This is a genomic window from uncultured Aquimarina sp. (genome assembly GCF_947492405.1).
GTDB lineage: Bacteria > Bacteroidota > Bacteroidia > Flavobacteriales > Flavobacteriaceae > Aquimarina.
Window position 1 is genome coordinate 1,065,564 of the sequence record NZ_CANLMP010000001.1, and the last position, 16,201, is coordinate 1,081,764.

The following is a 16,201-nucleotide window of genomic DNA, read 5'->3' on the forward strand; positions in this document are numbered from 1 at the left end:
GAAAAAAAACTTTATAATGTGTCTATCAAACTTCTAGCATTCACCGTATCATAAATAATGATTAACTTTTTGATTTTGTTTTCAGAAGTAAGCTCTAAAATATCTACTACTTTAAACTCAACAGTTTTATTATTTTTTAGGACCCACACATAATCAAAAAGCAAAGAAACCCTATTCGTATTCTTTTCAAAGAACAATCCGTCAAAACTAAGTTTAGAGGAATTTGTATCTGCTGCTAAGGTTTTATAAAATTCTTTGGCAGAAAGCACTCCATATAATGGAGACTCTACCACACCATCCCTTGTAAACAAATCAACTACCTTATCCATCTCTCCTTTTTCTAAAAAGAAAAGATACTTTCTTGCTACTTCTTCTTTAGTCATTTCATTTGTTGATAAAAACACATAGACCTACCATTTTTTTAAAACTGATAGGCCTTGCAAATTATAAATATCGATCTTTAATTACATTCAGGTGATGTTTCTGATGACCCGAAAGTATGTAACCTGCCGCTCTCGCACTCATTGGGCTACCACTAGCTTCTCCTATTTCGGTTAACATATTCTGCGTAAAGCTTTTGAATAATCCAATCGAGTTATTTCTAGCAGCTTCAAAATCTTCTATGAATTCCTTCTTACTATAATTATTCGCATTAGAATTAGGAACGTATTCGTCTTGATCAAAACCAATCAATGGGCTTTTGTCATTTCTGGCAAAACGAAGCGCTCTATAAGAAAAAATGCGTTCTGTATCAATTATGTGTTGGAGCACTTCGGCAACTGTCCATTTCCCTTCAGCATAGGCATATGTTAATTTTTCATCAGAAATAGCGTTTACAAAATCAATGAATTTCTGTTTACTTTGTTGTAAGCCTGTCACAATATTAGCGTTTTCAGCTTGATCAATAAATACACCGTAATAAGGATTATACTCTCCCGAAGTTAGTAAAGACTGCATACATTATTATTTATAAATAAAGTAGAAATGTACTAATTCTTATTTCAATCCATAAAATCATTAACAGTTCTTTATTATCTACACACATCTCACTCTTCAATCACTGCCATTTTTTCCAACCTACGTGCTCTAAAATATAAAAACAGTGGAAAGGCAAATGCTATAGCTACCATAAAAGTTAATGGTATAAATACCCACCAATGTTTCATTTTTAATTTAATAGCTTCCGGGATATACCAAACAAAAAAAGTAAATACAACAACTAATAAATCTGCATTAAATGATTTAGCCGGAAATGTAGTTTTTGTTTGAGCAATATAGTTTAAAAGAGAGGTATCTTCGGCGTTTATATAAAACTGAATGTTAAAATACCAAGTATAACATAGTCCGAAAATAGCTAATAAAAAAAATACGTATTTAAGTTTCATAAGTATGGTTTTAAAACTTTATCTAATTTAAAACATATTTAATTAAACAAATACTCTAAGTAGATACTTCCATTACTTACTATCTATAAATTTAATTGCTTCGATAATATTTTTGTCTTTTTCTAAATCTTGAAAATTAGCCTCTTTAACAATTTCTATTTGAGGTTCAATATTGTTGGTAAATACTGCTGATCTATCTGTTGCATAGCTTAATGTAATTGCAGCTTTTGTTTTAAATGGTAACTCAAATAAATCATTAGCTGTAGTCAGTCCAAAGCTCTCCTCTCCTATAATGATTAATTTTTTTCTTCCTCTAAACCCTAAAGCCACAAACTCTCCCGCACTAGCAGTCATCACTCCTGTAATTAGAGCAACAGGAATTTCGGTATTAGGTTTTGGAATTGTCTTTACACGTGCTTGTATTTTTTGATCCTCATAGTAAATACCATTATGCAGACCCGAACGGTTTTTTACATTTTTATCTGCATCTAAATACAATGAAACGGTGTTATCTCCTATTAAATGATATAATCCAGCTAACATAACATTAGAATTGCCTCCTATGTTTAATCTCAAATCGATGATCCATCCTTTGATTTTTTTAGTTTTATTCAATTCTAAGATAGCATCGTATATTTTTTGTGCCCTTTCATTTAACTCTTTCTCCGTAGCGTTAAGTAAAAGCATCCCAGGAATAAAAACATACCCATAATGATCATTGATTACTTTTACCTCAAATTTTGGTTCTTCACTATATGCTATGAGTAAGCTTTTATGTAAGTCTTCTTTTACAATTTTTCGTTTGAGATTACTTTGATACATTCCTTTTTCTGAAAATAGTAATAAATGATCTCCTCGTATAGTGTCAAAAAGTTTTGAACTGATCTCTAATGATTTCTCAAAGGTTCCACTTTTTAGTGCTTCCTTTTTTATATATGGCTTTATTTGGCTCCAATTAACGTTTTTTCGATATAAGTAATTAGCTTCTAGTTCTTCAAAAAACTGATCATAGAACACATTAATACTATCCTGAACTGACATAACTTTTTGTTGACCATAGACCTTTGAAGATAGTATAGAAACACTAATCATCACGGCTAAAAATAATTTTCTCATAAGTATAGTTTTAAAATTTTATGATTTCAAAACTATTGGCTTTTATAGGAAAATAACTTAGGAAACAGCGGAATAATGTCCAGAAAATAAATACTGGACATATTAGTTTTTATGGTTTGCTTTATACTGAGTAGGAGTTAAACCTGTCATTTTTTTGAACACAGAATTAAACGAAGATTTAGAACTGAAACCGGATTTTTCTGCAATCGCTAACAATGTGAATTTTTCTTGTTCAGAAGAAACTAACAATGATTTTACTTTTTCTATTCTATAGGTATTTATAAAATCTGTAAAAGACATATGATAGATATCATGAATATATAAGGAGAGTTCTTTTTCGGATATAGATAATAAAGAAGCTACATCTGAAACTTTAAGATTTTGATTGGTAAAAACTTCTTCATTCTTCATATAATGTTCGATGCTGTTTTTTAACAAATCACCTTGATCCTCTTCTTTTTGATCTTTTAGATTAAAAGTTTTAAACAACAGATTAGATTTAGTAAAACCAATAAAACCTATCCAATATATATAGACAGAATTTAAAACTAATATTATATAATAAAATTCTCCACTATCCTGAAGATTAAAAAGTACTGCAATAACCTGATGTAATATATTAAGTATAATAAACACAATAAACATCCAGGAGAATATCGCCAACCATTCCCAATTTTTACGTATTGACACAGATCCCTTTATCCTGTCTTTATTCTTCTTTATAAACCCTAGAACACTAATCATCAGTAGTAGATTGAAAATTAGATAGGCAAAATCATTATACAAGAAAAATCCAGTTTGATACACTCTATAAAAGATATATTCGTCAATACCGCTATGGAGCATAACATACCAGTAAGCTCTTAATATTCCATACAAAATAGCAGGAATAAATAGTAAATATTCGATTGAAGAAATAACGTCTATCTTCTTATTAATTTGGCTTTTTATATAGAAATAAAAGCCCACACCAATTAGATACTTATAAGGAAATGGAAAAGAAGCTAAAGGAATAAACCCTATTGAATCTACATTCATATACAAGAATGCATATGTTAGATTATAAAAGGATAAGGAAAATAAAAATAACATATAATAATTAAATGCTCTTTTATTCTCTCTTCTTTTGGAAAGCAAATAAAGACACAATGTAAATCCTTGTATTCCTCCAAAAAGAACTATGATATTTAAAACATTATAGTCTATTGTATCATTTTTTTATAGATGAATGGTTTACGTAAAAACTGTACCTGAGTTTTAGAAATCATCCTGTAAATTTACAAGATTCTGTTGTACTCAATGAATATGATTAACTTTAATTTATTAATGTATAATCTGGTTCTTGGAGTTTCATTTGTTATATTCTGTAATAATTGCCATTAGGTTTTTTACTATAGGCAGCCTATAAATTAAAAGTACTAAACTTTTGAGTAAGCATTCAGGGAAAAGTTTAGTTTCATCTTTTATTTCAAAGTACACTAAAAACTAACAACTATCAAAAAACAAAAATGAAGTTGTAAATCAATTGATTTAGCAGTCATTATAAAAATGAAAAAACTCTCAGAAAGGTTTAAAATTATGCTTGTTAAAAATTATAAAATGTTTATCGAATGCTGAAAAAATAGATCCTTTCAGTTTCATCTATAAATAATACAGAACGATTGCCGCATTGATTAAAATCAATTTGGTATGGACGATTTTCTATTTGATAATTTTCGATAATAGATTCATTCCTATTTTCATTTTGAACAACTGCACTATTAATCGAAGGCCAATTAATCATGTAATCCCCAACAACTAGTGGTTTTAATCCTATTCTATACATATATAACGAACCATCATTATTCAATTCTGGAAATATTGTTTTTTTGGTATTTTCGCAAACGGTTCTAGGAGAGTAATCTCCTATATCATAAATTATATCAAACTTATGTATAGCCCCTTCAGTGTTTGCAGCCCTATCATTTATAGGTTCTATTAATTTAAAAAGTGTAAATTGATTAAAGATCTTATTTGGATCTTCGTTAAAAATAGAATCGTTGGTTGATAAATCATAAACTTTTGATGAAACTCTAGCCGTAATCCAAATTGTATCGTTTAAAGATAAAGTAGCATTTGGTGTTATATTTATTTTATAAGGATTAAACCTTAGTTGGTTTCCAATTTCATCATCGCATTGAAAAGCCATTAATAATGGCGCAATACATATAAATTTGAGTACTTTCTTAAACATTTCTTTCTTTTTAGATGTTACAAAATGAAATAGGTTGCGTAACGTATTGGTTAACCTTAATACTCACTTAGATATTTTTTAAATAGTTTAAGTTAACAAGTTGGCAATTACTAACAGAATAGAAACTTTCATTTATTTTATTAAGTATTTTCAGCAATGATTAACTTCATAAACTCCTATTTAATTTTATTTTCCTTACCCCATTGCTGCATACTCTGAATAATAGGCATTAATGAATCACCTGTCTCTGTTAAAGAATATTCGACTCTTGGTGGAATTTCCGCATAAATTTTTCTAACTATAATTTCATCTCTTTCAAGTTCCCTTAATTGTGTGGTTAACATCTGTTTGCTTATACCTTGAATTCTTTTATATAGTTTCCCAAAACGATTAAGATCTTTAGAAATTAGATATAAAACTATGGGCTTCCATTTTCCTCCAATCTTTGTCATACAATATACAACTGGACAATTATCATACATTATCTTGTCTTTATTCATGTTTTTATTTTAAAATTTAATCAGTAATAACAGTATTAGTCTAATTTAAAGACTAAGTTATATTAAAATAACTACTTGTGCAAATGGAACTTATGAAGTAGCTTTAGACCTAAATAGCATAAAACCATGATCAAAACATTTCATCTAAAAGAGAAATATGATTTATTTCAGGATTATTGGAATCCACGAATAGTAGCAGAATTGAATGGACAACAAATTAAAGTTGTAAAAGTAAAAGGAGAACTAGTTTATCACACTCATGAGCATGAAGATGAGTTGTTTTATGTTATTAAAGGGTCTATAAAAATATGTTTTGAAAATTCAGAAAAAACGATTAAAGAAGGTGAAATGCTTATTGTTCCCAGAGGAATAAAACATAAACCTATAGCCCAAGAAGAATGTTGGTTAGTACTATTTGAGCCATCAGAAATAAAACATACAGGAGATACATATTGTGAACAAACAGTATCAAAATTCAAATGGATATAATGAATATTAAATTAAGAAAAATTATACAACATTGGATCCTAAGAATAGCCTTAGGAATTATTATATGCATCTCAGGTGTATTAATTATTAAAAAAGCTATATCTCAGCCAATACTTGGGTTAATTCTAGATTCTCAAGAAATAAAAGACGGAATCCAGAATTTAATATCTGGTTTTGTGATCATCAGTATTTATTATGTTTTCTATAAATTTTTAGAGAAAAGGAAGGTTCACGAATTATCCCTGAATAAAATTAGAAAAGATTTCTCAATTGGTATTTCTAGTGGTTTTGGACTCATTTCACTTTGTGTAGGCATACTATACCTTTTGGGATATTTTGAAGTATATAGTTTTAATGAATTATCAGTTATATTACTACCGCTTACATTATTAGTATCGGCGGCTTTGTTTGAAGAAGTTATTTTCCGTGGAATTATTTATAGAATTCTAGAAGAACGATTTGGTACTAACATCGCATTAAGTCAGGCTTTATTTTTTGGTGTATTACATTATGCGAATGTAAATGCTACGATTACTTCAGTCTGGTTCGTGATAATACTAGGCGTTGTTTTAAGTCTTTTGTATACGTATACACAAAGGCTTTGGTTACCATTCTTTTTTCATTTTAGTTGGAATTTTACCCAGATAGTGTATGGTACACCTCTTTCTGGTGATACTAATTTTAATGCTTTAGTATCTAGTAAATTTAGTGGACCTAGTTTATTTATAGGCTCTGAGTTTGGGATAGAAGACTCTTTTTTCTCCATTCTTTTTATGACGATACTCGCCTCTTATCTTTATTGGATTTGCAAGAAAAAAGGTAAGCTAAAAACTCTTACGTACAAAAAAGCTTCATAATATTAAAAGTCCGATTTTGTTACTTTTGAAGTATGCTTATAGGTCGGAAGAAATGATTGTTTTAATCTCGTTTTTTTATTGTTAGTATTTGTTTTTAATTCAATTCTCTTTCCAATACTTTAATTAAGTGATTTAAATCGTTCTCGGCTTGTTTATATAACCCATCCTTTTCTACTCCTATTTTTATCATAAACTCAATATCATTATGAAATTTGTAGTCATACAATTGTTCTGGCATCATTACCTTAAACGGTTTTATTCTTAAATATTTGGAGATTTTAGGAACAATTGTATACATAAATTGTTCTTGATTTTTCTCTAACCTATTAATATAATTGTAAAGTATTCCAAGGTTTTGTAAACGCATTAGAACCTCTTTGTTCAATATTAATTCTAGTTTACCACTTGCGGCTAATTTGTTGTAAGCTGATTGATCATTTTTAAAATCCGAAAAATTGGTGAGTTCTGTTGCTATAACTGCCAAAGTATCTGCCAATAACCTTTGAGAATCATTTAGGATTATTTCGCTTGCGCGGTTGTATCTCAATAAATATTGGTGGTTATAATCAAGATTATCTTTTACTTCTCCTAAATCAGTTTCTAATTCCTGTTTAAGGTCGCCGTATAAATTTTGCTCCACCTTTTTTAACTCAATAGATTGTTTCCAGTTATTTATTGATACTGCTATTAAAATTCCAAATACGACAAGTATAATCTCTCCGAAAGCATAGATCAAATATTTCTTAAACTTGTTTTCACTCAAGAGGTTTCGTCTAATTTTTTTTAAAAATTTTATCATCCTTCTCTTACTCTTCTAAAGCAGCAATTTCTCACATATTTACTTTTCCTATTTATAACTGAAGATAAATATATAAAACTCGCCTTGAATTAAGTACTTACGCTACTGTTTTTTATATACACCATTAGCAGTTGTTGTTTATTTTAGATGAACCGTTTATTTTTTAATTACTTTCTAATTAAGGGATATACTCTTCATTTGCTGTGTAGTGATACATATCTCCATCTGGATACAAGGTGTTTTCTGAAATAATTATTTCTTTTTGCTAAAATATAATCTATCCTGGAGTGCTTGAAATTCCAAAGTTGCATATTAATTGACCAGTAATTGTAACTTTGTCAAGAGTGTTAGTAGTAAACATATATAGTGACTTGTATTTAAAACAGATAACCTACAAGTTTCTTATAAATTGTTTTACATATCAATAAATAATGTTGTATCCACACCTAATTTGTTTATCAGAGTATTTTTAAATTCTGGTTTTAATTTTGGCCAGTTCCAAAAAATAATAGCAAAATTTGTAAAAATTAAACTGTTGTTGTAATCATACTCTTCAATCAAGTTTTGAACACCACAGTTATAACAGGTAATATTAACTTCCTCATTTGATTCCCATAATGAAATACCAGCTCTTAATTCTTGTAAAATTCTAATTCCATTAGGGTCTTGTTCTAAATTATTTTCTCCATAAAAGGTTGCAGGGTCAATTCCTTTTATTAAATCTTTTTTGCATTGAGGGCATAAAACAACATCTGGTAATAAAAAATCTACACCCCAATCCCAACCTACTCTATGCATTATTTCAGTTCTTTTAGCAACGAACTCAACCTTTCCATAAAAACCTTCTTCTTCTATTATATTCTTATAATTTATACCTCCATAATAGGTGTTAGGTGCTTCTAGCTCTAATGGCTGCTCTTTTGATGATATAATCTCTTGATGAATTAGCCATTGCTTTATATCCTCCATTAAGACTTTTGGATTATCAATCGTTGTATTTTTAAAAAAAGTTTTTGAAGTTTCCATATGGTGAGCTCAAATAATATAGATGAGACATTGAACTTAGTTATTTTTTAAATAAGTATACTTTACTTTAGCTAACAACTTTGCTTTTTTCGAAAAATATTCAATTTTTTCAACAAATCCATTTTCTGATTTGGTTACAATTCTTTCACCTCCTTTTTCCGAAATAACTTTTATTCCCGAACTATAGCCTTCACTGTTTTTAAGAATTTTCCAAGTTTCTTTATTTCCTTCAATACATCTAATTGAAACTAACTTACTTCTACTATTCTTTTTCTTTATACAATTTCCATTTTTTTGATATGTAAATGATTCGCTCAACAATACGTCACCATTTTTATCATAACGCTTTTTCGAATTGAGAATACCATCTTGATTATAATTCCATTTTTGGCTTAAAATTCGTTTTCCATTTCTTATCCTAAATAGAATACTATCATTCAGGTTCTTATCTCTAATCCATATTTGTTCAACAAGTGTATCTCCTTTTGGGTTTATTTGCATGCGCCTAATTGAACGTTTTTCTTTATTTTTGATAGTAACCATAGAATATTTTAAGCTACCTTCTTTATCACGCATTTCTCCATATTCGGTCATTCCATCATCTGAAAATTTGTATTTAGTTTCTTTTATTAATGAATTATTTAAATCGTATTCTTTAAATGATATTGTGTTACCGAATTTATCTAAATCGTCAACGAGATAAGTTTGTTTAATTAGAGAGTCATTCTTATACTCAAATCCTTGAATTATTTTCTTTGTTATTTTATTTTTCACCAATAAATCTTGCTGTTTATCCTGAGAATAAAGATTTATAAATGATAACATACATATTAATAGTAATGATTTTTTCATAATTGAATACGACGGTCTAATGTATAAGTATGTTGTGTGTTTAAGCACTAAAGTTAGCAAATAAATCACGAATAGAAAGTCCACGAGGACTTCCCCCTGTAGGTTCTAACTAACAATAAATTATGCACATTGTTAGCAGTAGTTTTTATTCTTCTACCCCTTTTTGATTATAGAGATCTAACCATGTATTTAACATGTGCCTAGAGATACCTTTTTGTTTTGAAATACTATTCATAGAATGATTACCTAAAATAATCAAATCTAAACACTCTTTCTTAAATGTTAAACTGAACTTTACTTTTCTATACATAAAAATACCCCCAAATAGTATCTAACTTTTTGGGGGCAATTCATTACTGCTGTGGTCTTTACATAAAAATTATAGTTTCCTATGCCGAATTACGACTGGCGTTGATATTACCAAATAACGAACGAGTCACCATTTTCTCATAGATTTCTAAATCTTCTGTATCCTTACCTGATCGGGTAATATCCTGAATCTTCTTCAGAGCGTATTGCTGAATGGTAAGTAATGGCAATACAATATTTTCTCTGATATCAATGGATGCCTTACCTGCTGGCTCGTTTTCCATCAACTCAGTATATCCTGTTAATTTCAATAAAAGACGCTTGGTTAGCTCATATTCTTCATGAATAATATTCCAAAAAGCACCATACTCCTTATCGTCTTTCATATAGGCAGTAAGCTGAAAAAATGATTTAGTCAAACTCATCATACTATTACCCACCAAAGCTCTAAAGAAAGCAGACCCTTTGTATAGTGCTGTTATCTTATCAAACTCTCCTCTGTCTTCATAGGTTTTTAAAGCAGTTCCCACACCATAGAATCCAGGAACATTTTGTTTTAATTGACTCCAACTACCTACGAATGGTATTGCTCGTAAATCTCCAAAATCTAAGCTACTACTTTTACTTCGTTTAGAAGGACGACTACCGATATTGGCTTTTCCATAGTACTTAAGCGTACTCATGTGTTCCAAATATGGTAAAAACTTAGGATGGTTCTTAAAATCTACATAGGTTTGGTAACTAACATCTGCCAATTCCTGCATGGTCTTTTTGTTCTCTTTAGAAAACAAATTAGCCTCATTATCAGTTAATTGATTTTCCACACCTGCACCTAACAATTGTTCTAGGTTATACTGACACGAATCTAAAGTTCCAAAGTTAGAACTAATTGTTTGTCCCTGAACTGTTATCTGAATTTGTTCATGCTCTACCGTTGGCCCTAGTGATGCATAAAACTGATTGGTGTTTCCTCCTCCTCTTGCTGGTGGTCCTCCACGACCATCAAAGAATATGACTTTTACACCATATTTTCTTGACATTTCAGTTAACGCTTCTTTAGCTTTAAAAATACCCCAATTTGCCATTAGATATCCTCCATCTTTTGTTCCGTCAGAGAAACCAAGCATAATTGTTTGCTTCATTCCACGACGTTTTAGATGCTCCATGTATACAGGATTACTATATAATGCCTCCATAACTTGATGAGAAACTTCCAGATCTGGAACGGTTTCGAACAACGGTATCACATCTACTGATGGTTGCTCCCAATCACTTAATCTAATCATCGCAAAGGTCTCCATCACATTAAGAACACTTCCGTTATTACTAATAATGTAACGATTTGCTCCACGTTCTCCATTATTTTGCTGTATGGTTTGTATAGCGTAGATAGATTCCATTGTTGCTCTTGCCATATCATCATCTAGTACCGATGGATCTAATTTTCCAGTAACATTGGATAATACTTGTATCTGCTCTTCTTCTGATAAGGAATCATAATTATCAGGAAAGAAACCTAACCCTAAATCGTTAGTCTTTTTTACTATCTCTGTAAGAACACTATGGTGTACTCTAGAATCCTGACGGATATCTAAGGTCCCAAAATGGAATCCGAAAATCTTAACTTTATTAATTAAATCCTGCAATTCTTCCAAAAAGAGTGATTGATGTTTGTTAATCAATTCTTCTCTTACTTCAAGCAAACCATTCATTAATGTTTCAATCGATAAAGGTTCTGCAGTTTTTGCATAATAAAAATTATCGTATAATGCTTCCTCCAGAACTCCGAGCTTATCCTGTAGGTTTCCAAAAGTGATTCTGCGCTTTAGTTTACGCATATCTCTATAATAATTGATAAGAATTGTTTTTCGCAATCTTTTTGCAACTTTAAGTGTTGTCTCTGTCGTTACAAAAGGATTACCATCTCTATCCCCACCAGGCCAGAACCCGAGATTAATAAGATCGTTTTCCAGATCTTCTCCCTGAAAAATGTTCTGCTGAATATAATTATAGATCGTCCCTACCGAATGATAAAAAACATTTTCGAGATACCAAATCAAACTTACCGCTTCATCATATGGTGTCGGTTTTTCTTTTTTAAAGAAAGCCGTTTTACCTAATTGGGCTAATAATTTTTTGATTCTTTGCGAGTCATTATCTCGGATAGCAGTATCAAGATCATGAATAATCCCTAACACGGTTCCTGGATAAAACTGTGTAGGATGTGCTGTTAAGGTTGGTCTAATCTTAAACCTTCTTAGATAATCTTTTAATTCTTCTAATTGTCCCTTTGCCTGTGCTTCTTCTTTAATACTTCTTAGCGTACCGCGACCGTCCATATTATTAACAACAGGGAAAGCTGCATCTTCAATCGCATCAAATAATACTACCTGACGTTCTATATACTGGATAAACCTAAATAAAAGATCGTGTTTATCATTATCAGAAGGATTATCCTGATATAGCTTGAAAAAATTTTCTACAATTTCTGAAGGATTTTTCTTTTCATCATACCCTTTTTCACAAACCTCTTTAAACAGTGGTAATAAAACACCTGTATTAGTGATCTCATCAAAAGGTAACGTAATAAATATACTGTTGTATATCTGATATTTAGTAAGAACGTTATGGTTAAAACGTTCTATTTTTGGTTGTCTTGCCATAATTGTGGTTACGAATATGGTTGATTAATAAATTATTTTACATTAAAAAACCCTCTAAGATTGGTTCCTAAAGGGTTTATATGTTTGAATAGAATGCCCTTTACATTTCTTGAAAGATAGAATGCATCAAACGTTTCTTATCATTTATACTTTCTTCTAACGAAATCATAGTTTCTGTACGGTACACACCATCGATATCATCTAATTGGAAAATAATATCCTTCGCATGATTCGTATCCTTTGCTCTTACTTTACAAAAGATATTAAATTTACCCGTTGTAATATGCGCAACAGTAACAAATGGTATTTCCTTAATTCTTTGTAATACAAACTTAGTTTGTGATGTATTCTGAAGATATATACCTACATACGCAATAAAAGAATACCCTAATTTTTTATAATCTAATGTTAAAGAAGATCCTTCAATAATTCCAGCTTCTTCCATTTTCTTTACACGCACATGTACCGTACCGGCAGAAATCAGTAATTTCTTTGCAATATCCGTAAAAGGAGTACGTGTATTTTCGATCAACATGTCTAATATTTGGTGATCTACTTCGTCTAATTTAAATTTTGCCATAGTAATTCTAATAAATTTTCCCGATTAATTACATTGCAAAAATAACAGAAAAATAATGTTTTCATACATTTTTTTTCAACTTTTTCTCAATTCTGTTGAGAATAATTCATCGTTTAGGCGGAATTTTAACAACTCATTTTCCGGAAGTACCTCTACTGTAACGTTTTCGTTATATATCGTCCTTTTGTTACCGATAATTTCTCTATGACCATAAAAATTTCCTAAATTCTCAATTTTAACAATTTTTGGAATGAATTTAATATCATTTTCGGATAATTGCTCAGTATACTGAATCGCTATATCTACATTTTTTTTATCAAGAATAACATCTCTAATAATAATATCATAGAAACATTTTCCATTTTCAGGAATATCAAAGTATTCTTCATACTTATTTCCTGTTATATTTTTCTCTGAAATATATCGAACCGCAGTAACCAGTGCATAGAATATATAGGTTCTGGTTTTATCTCTATCATAATCATCAGCATAATGTCCCGCTTCGAATAATATGGTAGGTATCCCCATATCGGATAAAGTATCACCCACACAATTAATATTAAAGCCATCATCATACCTCCCCACGCTTTTTGGTATATACTGTTGCAACACAGAATTCATCTCAGAGATGATTTCCATAGCTATCTTACGACAATTAGTAATAGTACGCTCTTTATCTCCTGCAGGAGAAAGAAAAGAGACTGTAGCGGGAAAATAAGTTTCTCCCGCACTAAAAATAGTACGCTGACCATGAAGATTAAAAGCAACATCAGGACGAATCTTATGAATTAGGTTGTTTAGTATAACACTTTCTTTTTGAGTCCTATCCTGAGCATCTCTATTAAGATCTACTTGATTATAATTTAGTCTGGTATATGCTTTAGCACCATCAGGGCTTAACATAGGAATCATATATAAAGTACAAGATGCCAAAATATGCTTGGAAAGATCATTAGAATCATCCATTAACATATTTATAAAATCCAACATTGCTTTTGTAGTAGTACTTTCGTTTCCATGCATCTGTGACCAGAACAATAACTTCTTATTTCCACTACCCAGTTTTATAAGATGAATAGGAGCATTATTTTCTGAAACTCCTAAAACTTCAATATTTACTGTTTTCGAAAGATCATCCAAAAGCGGAGCTATATGTCCTAAATGTATATAACGTCCTGACAAAGATGGTTCTTTATAAATTTCGAACCAATGAGATAATTTATCAACATCCATAAGCTAATTAAAGCGCCTAAATTACTACTGTTTACTGAAGATTCATAGCAAATAGTATAGTTTTTACATATGTAAACCATAATGATTTTTACAATTGTAAATTGTGTGCTTTTACATATGTAAACAACTTGAAAATTTTAATTGTTTAGAATGTTAAACAGATAATACTGCTTAATTATCTAAAACTTGTGAGTTATTAACAATTAGATTAATAATTAAAACTATTTACAGTAATTATTTTATTTTCAATTGATTAAACTAAGTAAATTAAACTCTTAATTTAATACATTATTCTTTTATTTATCATTAAATTACAATTGTAAACTCATGTTGTATTTGATTTGTTTAACTTTGTAATCACTTTGTTAATTTAAAACTGTTTACAATCGTCAACACAGCTGCTTTCGGAAAAAGAATACAAGAAATCATGAAATTTTATCATGTTTCAGCTTCAGGATTTGCCGACGCTATGGGCGTAGGTCGTTCTTCCATTTCTCATATTCTTTCTGGTAGAAATAAACCTAGTTTAGATTTTGTAATGAAAATTACTGAAGCGTATCCAGAAGCAGAATTATATTGGTTGCTATATGGTAAGGGTACATTTCCTAAATCTGAAGAGAGCAACAAATCTATAGAGACAATTTCTCAAATAACACCAACAACTCCTACTCTAGCCGAAACACCAAATACTAAAGAACCTGAACAAGATTTATTTTCCCTCCCTGAATCCGATATTCAAAATAACACTTCGGATATCACAGAGAACAAAGAAAAACAGATCATCGAGACTCCTTCTGTTACTAAAGAAATTAATCAAATTGTTTTTTTCTATAAAGACGGTACTTTTGATGTTTACAAGAATTAAAAATCTTAACAACTTTTCTCACTGTTGCTGTAAAATCTGTTTAAATAGATTTATTTTCGTTTATCATTATTATAATGCTATGTGGCGACCTGCTTTTTTACTTATTATTACTGTGTTGTTTTCCAGTTGTTATCAACAGGAAAGGGACTGTAAAGATTTTCATACTGGTACTTTTGAATTTGAAACCTATCTAAACGGAGAACTTGCTAAAACTACATTTGTGCGTAATGACTCTATCGAAATTGATTATTTTCAGGGCAAAAGCGATACTGCTAGTATTCGATGGATCAATGACTGCGAGTATGTAGTAAAGAAACTACATCCAAAAAACATGGCAGAAGAAAAAGCAATTCACATGAAAATATTAACTACTGACAAAGACACTTATACTTTCGAATATGGATTGGTAGGTGCTAAAAAAAATAAACAAAGAGGAACCGCTAAAAAAATAAAATAATGTTAGAGATTTTCGCAACTGCTGATGCTTGGGTAGCCTTGTTAACATTGACTTTTCTCGAAATTGTGTTGGGTATTGATAATATTATATTCATTTCAATAGCCTCAAGTAAATTACCTAATAAAGAACAGAAAAAAGCAACCAACATCGGCTTATTACTAGCCATGGTTATGAGGATTGTATTACTTTTTGGTATTTCCTTGCTTGTAGCAATGGAAGCTCCTTTCTGGCATATTAACCTACCTTGGATCGAAGCTGGAATTAGTGGGCAGTCTCTGATATTATTCGGAGGAGGAATATTTCTACTGTATAAAAGTGTTCACGAAATTCACGAAAAAGTTGACGAAAAAGGGGAAGAAGAGAAAGAAATTAAAGAAAAAAGTTCAAGTTCATTGTCCAAAGCAATTGTTCAAATCACACTTATCAACGTAGTTTTCTCTTTTGACTCCATACTTACTGCTGTTGGTATGACTAATGGACTAAGCGACAACCCAACGGACGCACTGATTATAATGATTATCGCTGTTATAATTTCTGTTTTAATCATGATGTTGTTTGCAACACCAGTTGGTCGTTTTGTAAACAAACATCCTTCTATTCAGATTCTAGGTCTTTCGTTTTTGATTCTAATAGGGTTTATGTTGATTGCGGAAGCAGCACATCTAGCGCACTTACAATTATTTGATAGTGAGGTTGGTACGATTCCTAAAGGATACTTATATTTTACTATTGCATTTTCGTTATTTGTAGAGTTTATTAACTTCAAACTTCGTAAAAAAGGAAAATTGAGTGGTCAAGAAAATTAAAATTTATTACATTTTTGAGAAAACTATGGTG

At 30.3% G+C, this 16,201-nt stretch carries 18 protein-coding genes; 5 read left to right on the plus strand and 13 right to left on the minus strand.

Annotated features, from left to right (window positions below):
• Positions 1–11 precede the first annotated feature (11 nt).
• From Q0829_RS04705 to Q0829_RS04735, 7 genes are all read right to left on the minus strand, one after another.
• A complete protein-coding gene (locus Q0829_RS04705) occupies positions 12–383 on the minus strand; it encodes a nuclear transport factor 2 family protein (RefSeq protein WP_298540506.1) in 372 nt (123 codons plus the stop codon).
• Between the two features lie 61 nt (positions 384–444).
• Entirely contained in the window at positions 445–957 is a 513-nt protein-coding gene (locus Q0829_RS04710) for a DinB family protein (RefSeq protein WP_298540509.1), read from the minus strand.
• An 89-nt stretch (positions 958–1,046) separates the two neighbouring features.
• Complete coding sequence (locus Q0829_RS04715) at positions 1,047–1,385, minus strand: DUF2834 domain-containing protein (protein ID WP_298540512.1); 339 nt, start codon at positions 1,383–1,385, stop codon at positions 1,047–1,049.
• Positions 1,386–1,457: 72 nt separating this feature from the next.
• Positions 1,458–2,501, minus strand: coding sequence for a S41 family peptidase (locus Q0829_RS04720; protein WP_298540514.1), 1,044 nt, complete (start codon positions 2,499–2,501; stop codon positions 1,458–1,460).
• Between the two features lie 102 nt (positions 2,502–2,603).
• Positions 2,604–3,539, minus strand: a complete 936-nt coding sequence (locus Q0829_RS04725) for an AraC family transcriptional regulator (RefSeq protein ID WP_298540516.1) — start codon at positions 3,537–3,539, stop codon at positions 2,604–2,606.
• A 565-nt stretch (positions 3,540–4,104) separates the two neighbouring features.
• A complete protein-coding gene (locus tag Q0829_RS04730) occupies positions 4,105–4,734 on the minus strand; it encodes a hypothetical protein (RefSeq protein WP_298540520.1) in 630 nt (209 codons plus the stop codon).
• A 176-nt stretch (positions 4,735–4,910) separates the two neighbouring features.
• Positions 4,911–5,186 (minus strand): helix-turn-helix domain-containing protein, encoded by a 276-nt coding sequence (locus Q0829_RS04735; RefSeq protein ID WP_298540523.1) that lies wholly within the window; start codon positions 5,184–5,186, stop codon positions 4,911–4,913.
• 174 nt (positions 5,187–5,360) lie between these two features.
• Between Q0829_RS04735 and Q0829_RS04740 the strand changes: the two genes are divergently transcribed.
• Together Q0829_RS04740 and Q0829_RS04745 are read left to right on the plus strand one after the other, a co-directional pair.
• On the plus strand, positions 5,361–5,723 hold the full coding sequence (locus Q0829_RS04740; RefSeq protein WP_366141943.1) for a cupin domain-containing protein: 363 nt from the start codon (positions 5,361–5,363) through the stop codon (positions 5,721–5,723).
• A complete protein-coding gene (locus Q0829_RS04745; protein ID WP_298540526.1) occupies positions 5,723–6,580 on the plus strand; it encodes a type II CAAX endopeptidase family protein in 858 nt (285 codons plus the stop codon). Before Q0829_RS04740 ends, Q0829_RS04745 begins: the two co-directional genes overlap by 1 nt.
• Positions 6,581–6,674: 94 nt before the next feature.
• Here the strand turns inward: Q0829_RS04745 and Q0829_RS04750 are convergent, their stop codons facing one another.
• The 6 genes from Q0829_RS04750 to Q0829_RS04775 all read right to left on the minus strand — a co-directional run bounded on the left by Q0829_RS04750 (position 6,675) and on the right by Q0829_RS04775 (position 14,042).
• Positions 6,675–7,343, minus strand: coding sequence for a DUF6090 family protein (locus tag Q0829_RS04750; protein ID WP_298540528.1), 669 nt, complete (start codon positions 7,341–7,343; stop codon positions 6,675–6,677).
• A gap of 450 nt (positions 7,344–7,793) precedes the next feature.
• On the minus strand, positions 7,794–8,405 hold the full coding sequence (locus Q0829_RS04755) for a hypothetical protein (protein ID WP_298540530.1): 612 nt from the start codon (positions 8,403–8,405) through the stop codon (positions 7,794–7,796).
• 36 nt (positions 8,406–8,441) lie between these two features.
• A complete protein-coding gene (locus Q0829_RS04760; protein WP_298540532.1) occupies positions 8,442–9,257 on the minus strand; it encodes a hypothetical protein in 816 nt (271 codons plus the stop codon).
• Positions 9,258–9,646: 389 nt separating this feature from the next.
• Complete coding sequence (locus Q0829_RS04765) at positions 9,647–12,229, minus strand: phosphoenolpyruvate carboxylase (protein ID WP_298540534.1); 2,583 nt, start codon at positions 12,227–12,229, stop codon at positions 9,647–9,649.
• Between the two features lie 100 nt (positions 12,230–12,329).
• Entirely contained in the window at positions 12,330–12,809 is a 480-nt protein-coding gene (locus Q0829_RS04770) for a winged helix-turn-helix transcriptional regulator (RefSeq protein ID WP_118456411.1), read from the minus strand.
• 75 nt (positions 12,810–12,884) lie between these two features.
• The gene (locus Q0829_RS04775; protein WP_298540536.1) at positions 12,885–14,042 is read right to left on the minus strand and encodes a M14 family zinc carboxypeptidase; all 1,158 of its coding nucleotides are present in this window, start codon (positions 14,040–14,042) and stop codon (positions 12,885–12,887) included.
• Positions 14,043–14,457: 415 nt separating this feature from the next.
• Here Q0829_RS04775 and Q0829_RS04780 point away from each other — a divergent pair, with 415 nt between their 5' ends.
• The 3 genes from Q0829_RS04780 to Q0829_RS04790 all read left to right on the plus strand — a co-directional run bounded on the left by Q0829_RS04780 (position 14,458) and on the right by Q0829_RS04790 (position 16,170).
• Entirely contained in the window at positions 14,458–14,907 is a 450-nt protein-coding gene (locus Q0829_RS04780; RefSeq protein WP_366892764.1) for a helix-turn-helix transcriptional regulator, read from the plus strand.
• A gap of 79 nt (positions 14,908–14,986) precedes the next feature.
• On the plus strand, positions 14,987–15,364 hold the full coding sequence (locus Q0829_RS04785; protein ID WP_298540540.1) for a DNA topoisomerase IV: 378 nt from the start codon (positions 14,987–14,989) through the stop codon (positions 15,362–15,364).
• A complete protein-coding gene (locus tag Q0829_RS04790) occupies positions 15,364–16,170 on the plus strand; it encodes a TerC family protein (RefSeq protein ID WP_298540542.1) in 807 nt (268 codons plus the stop codon). The genes Q0829_RS04785 and Q0829_RS04790 overlap by 1 nt, the downstream gene beginning before the upstream one ends.
• The last annotated feature ends 31 nt before the right edge of the window (positions 16,171–16,201 follow it).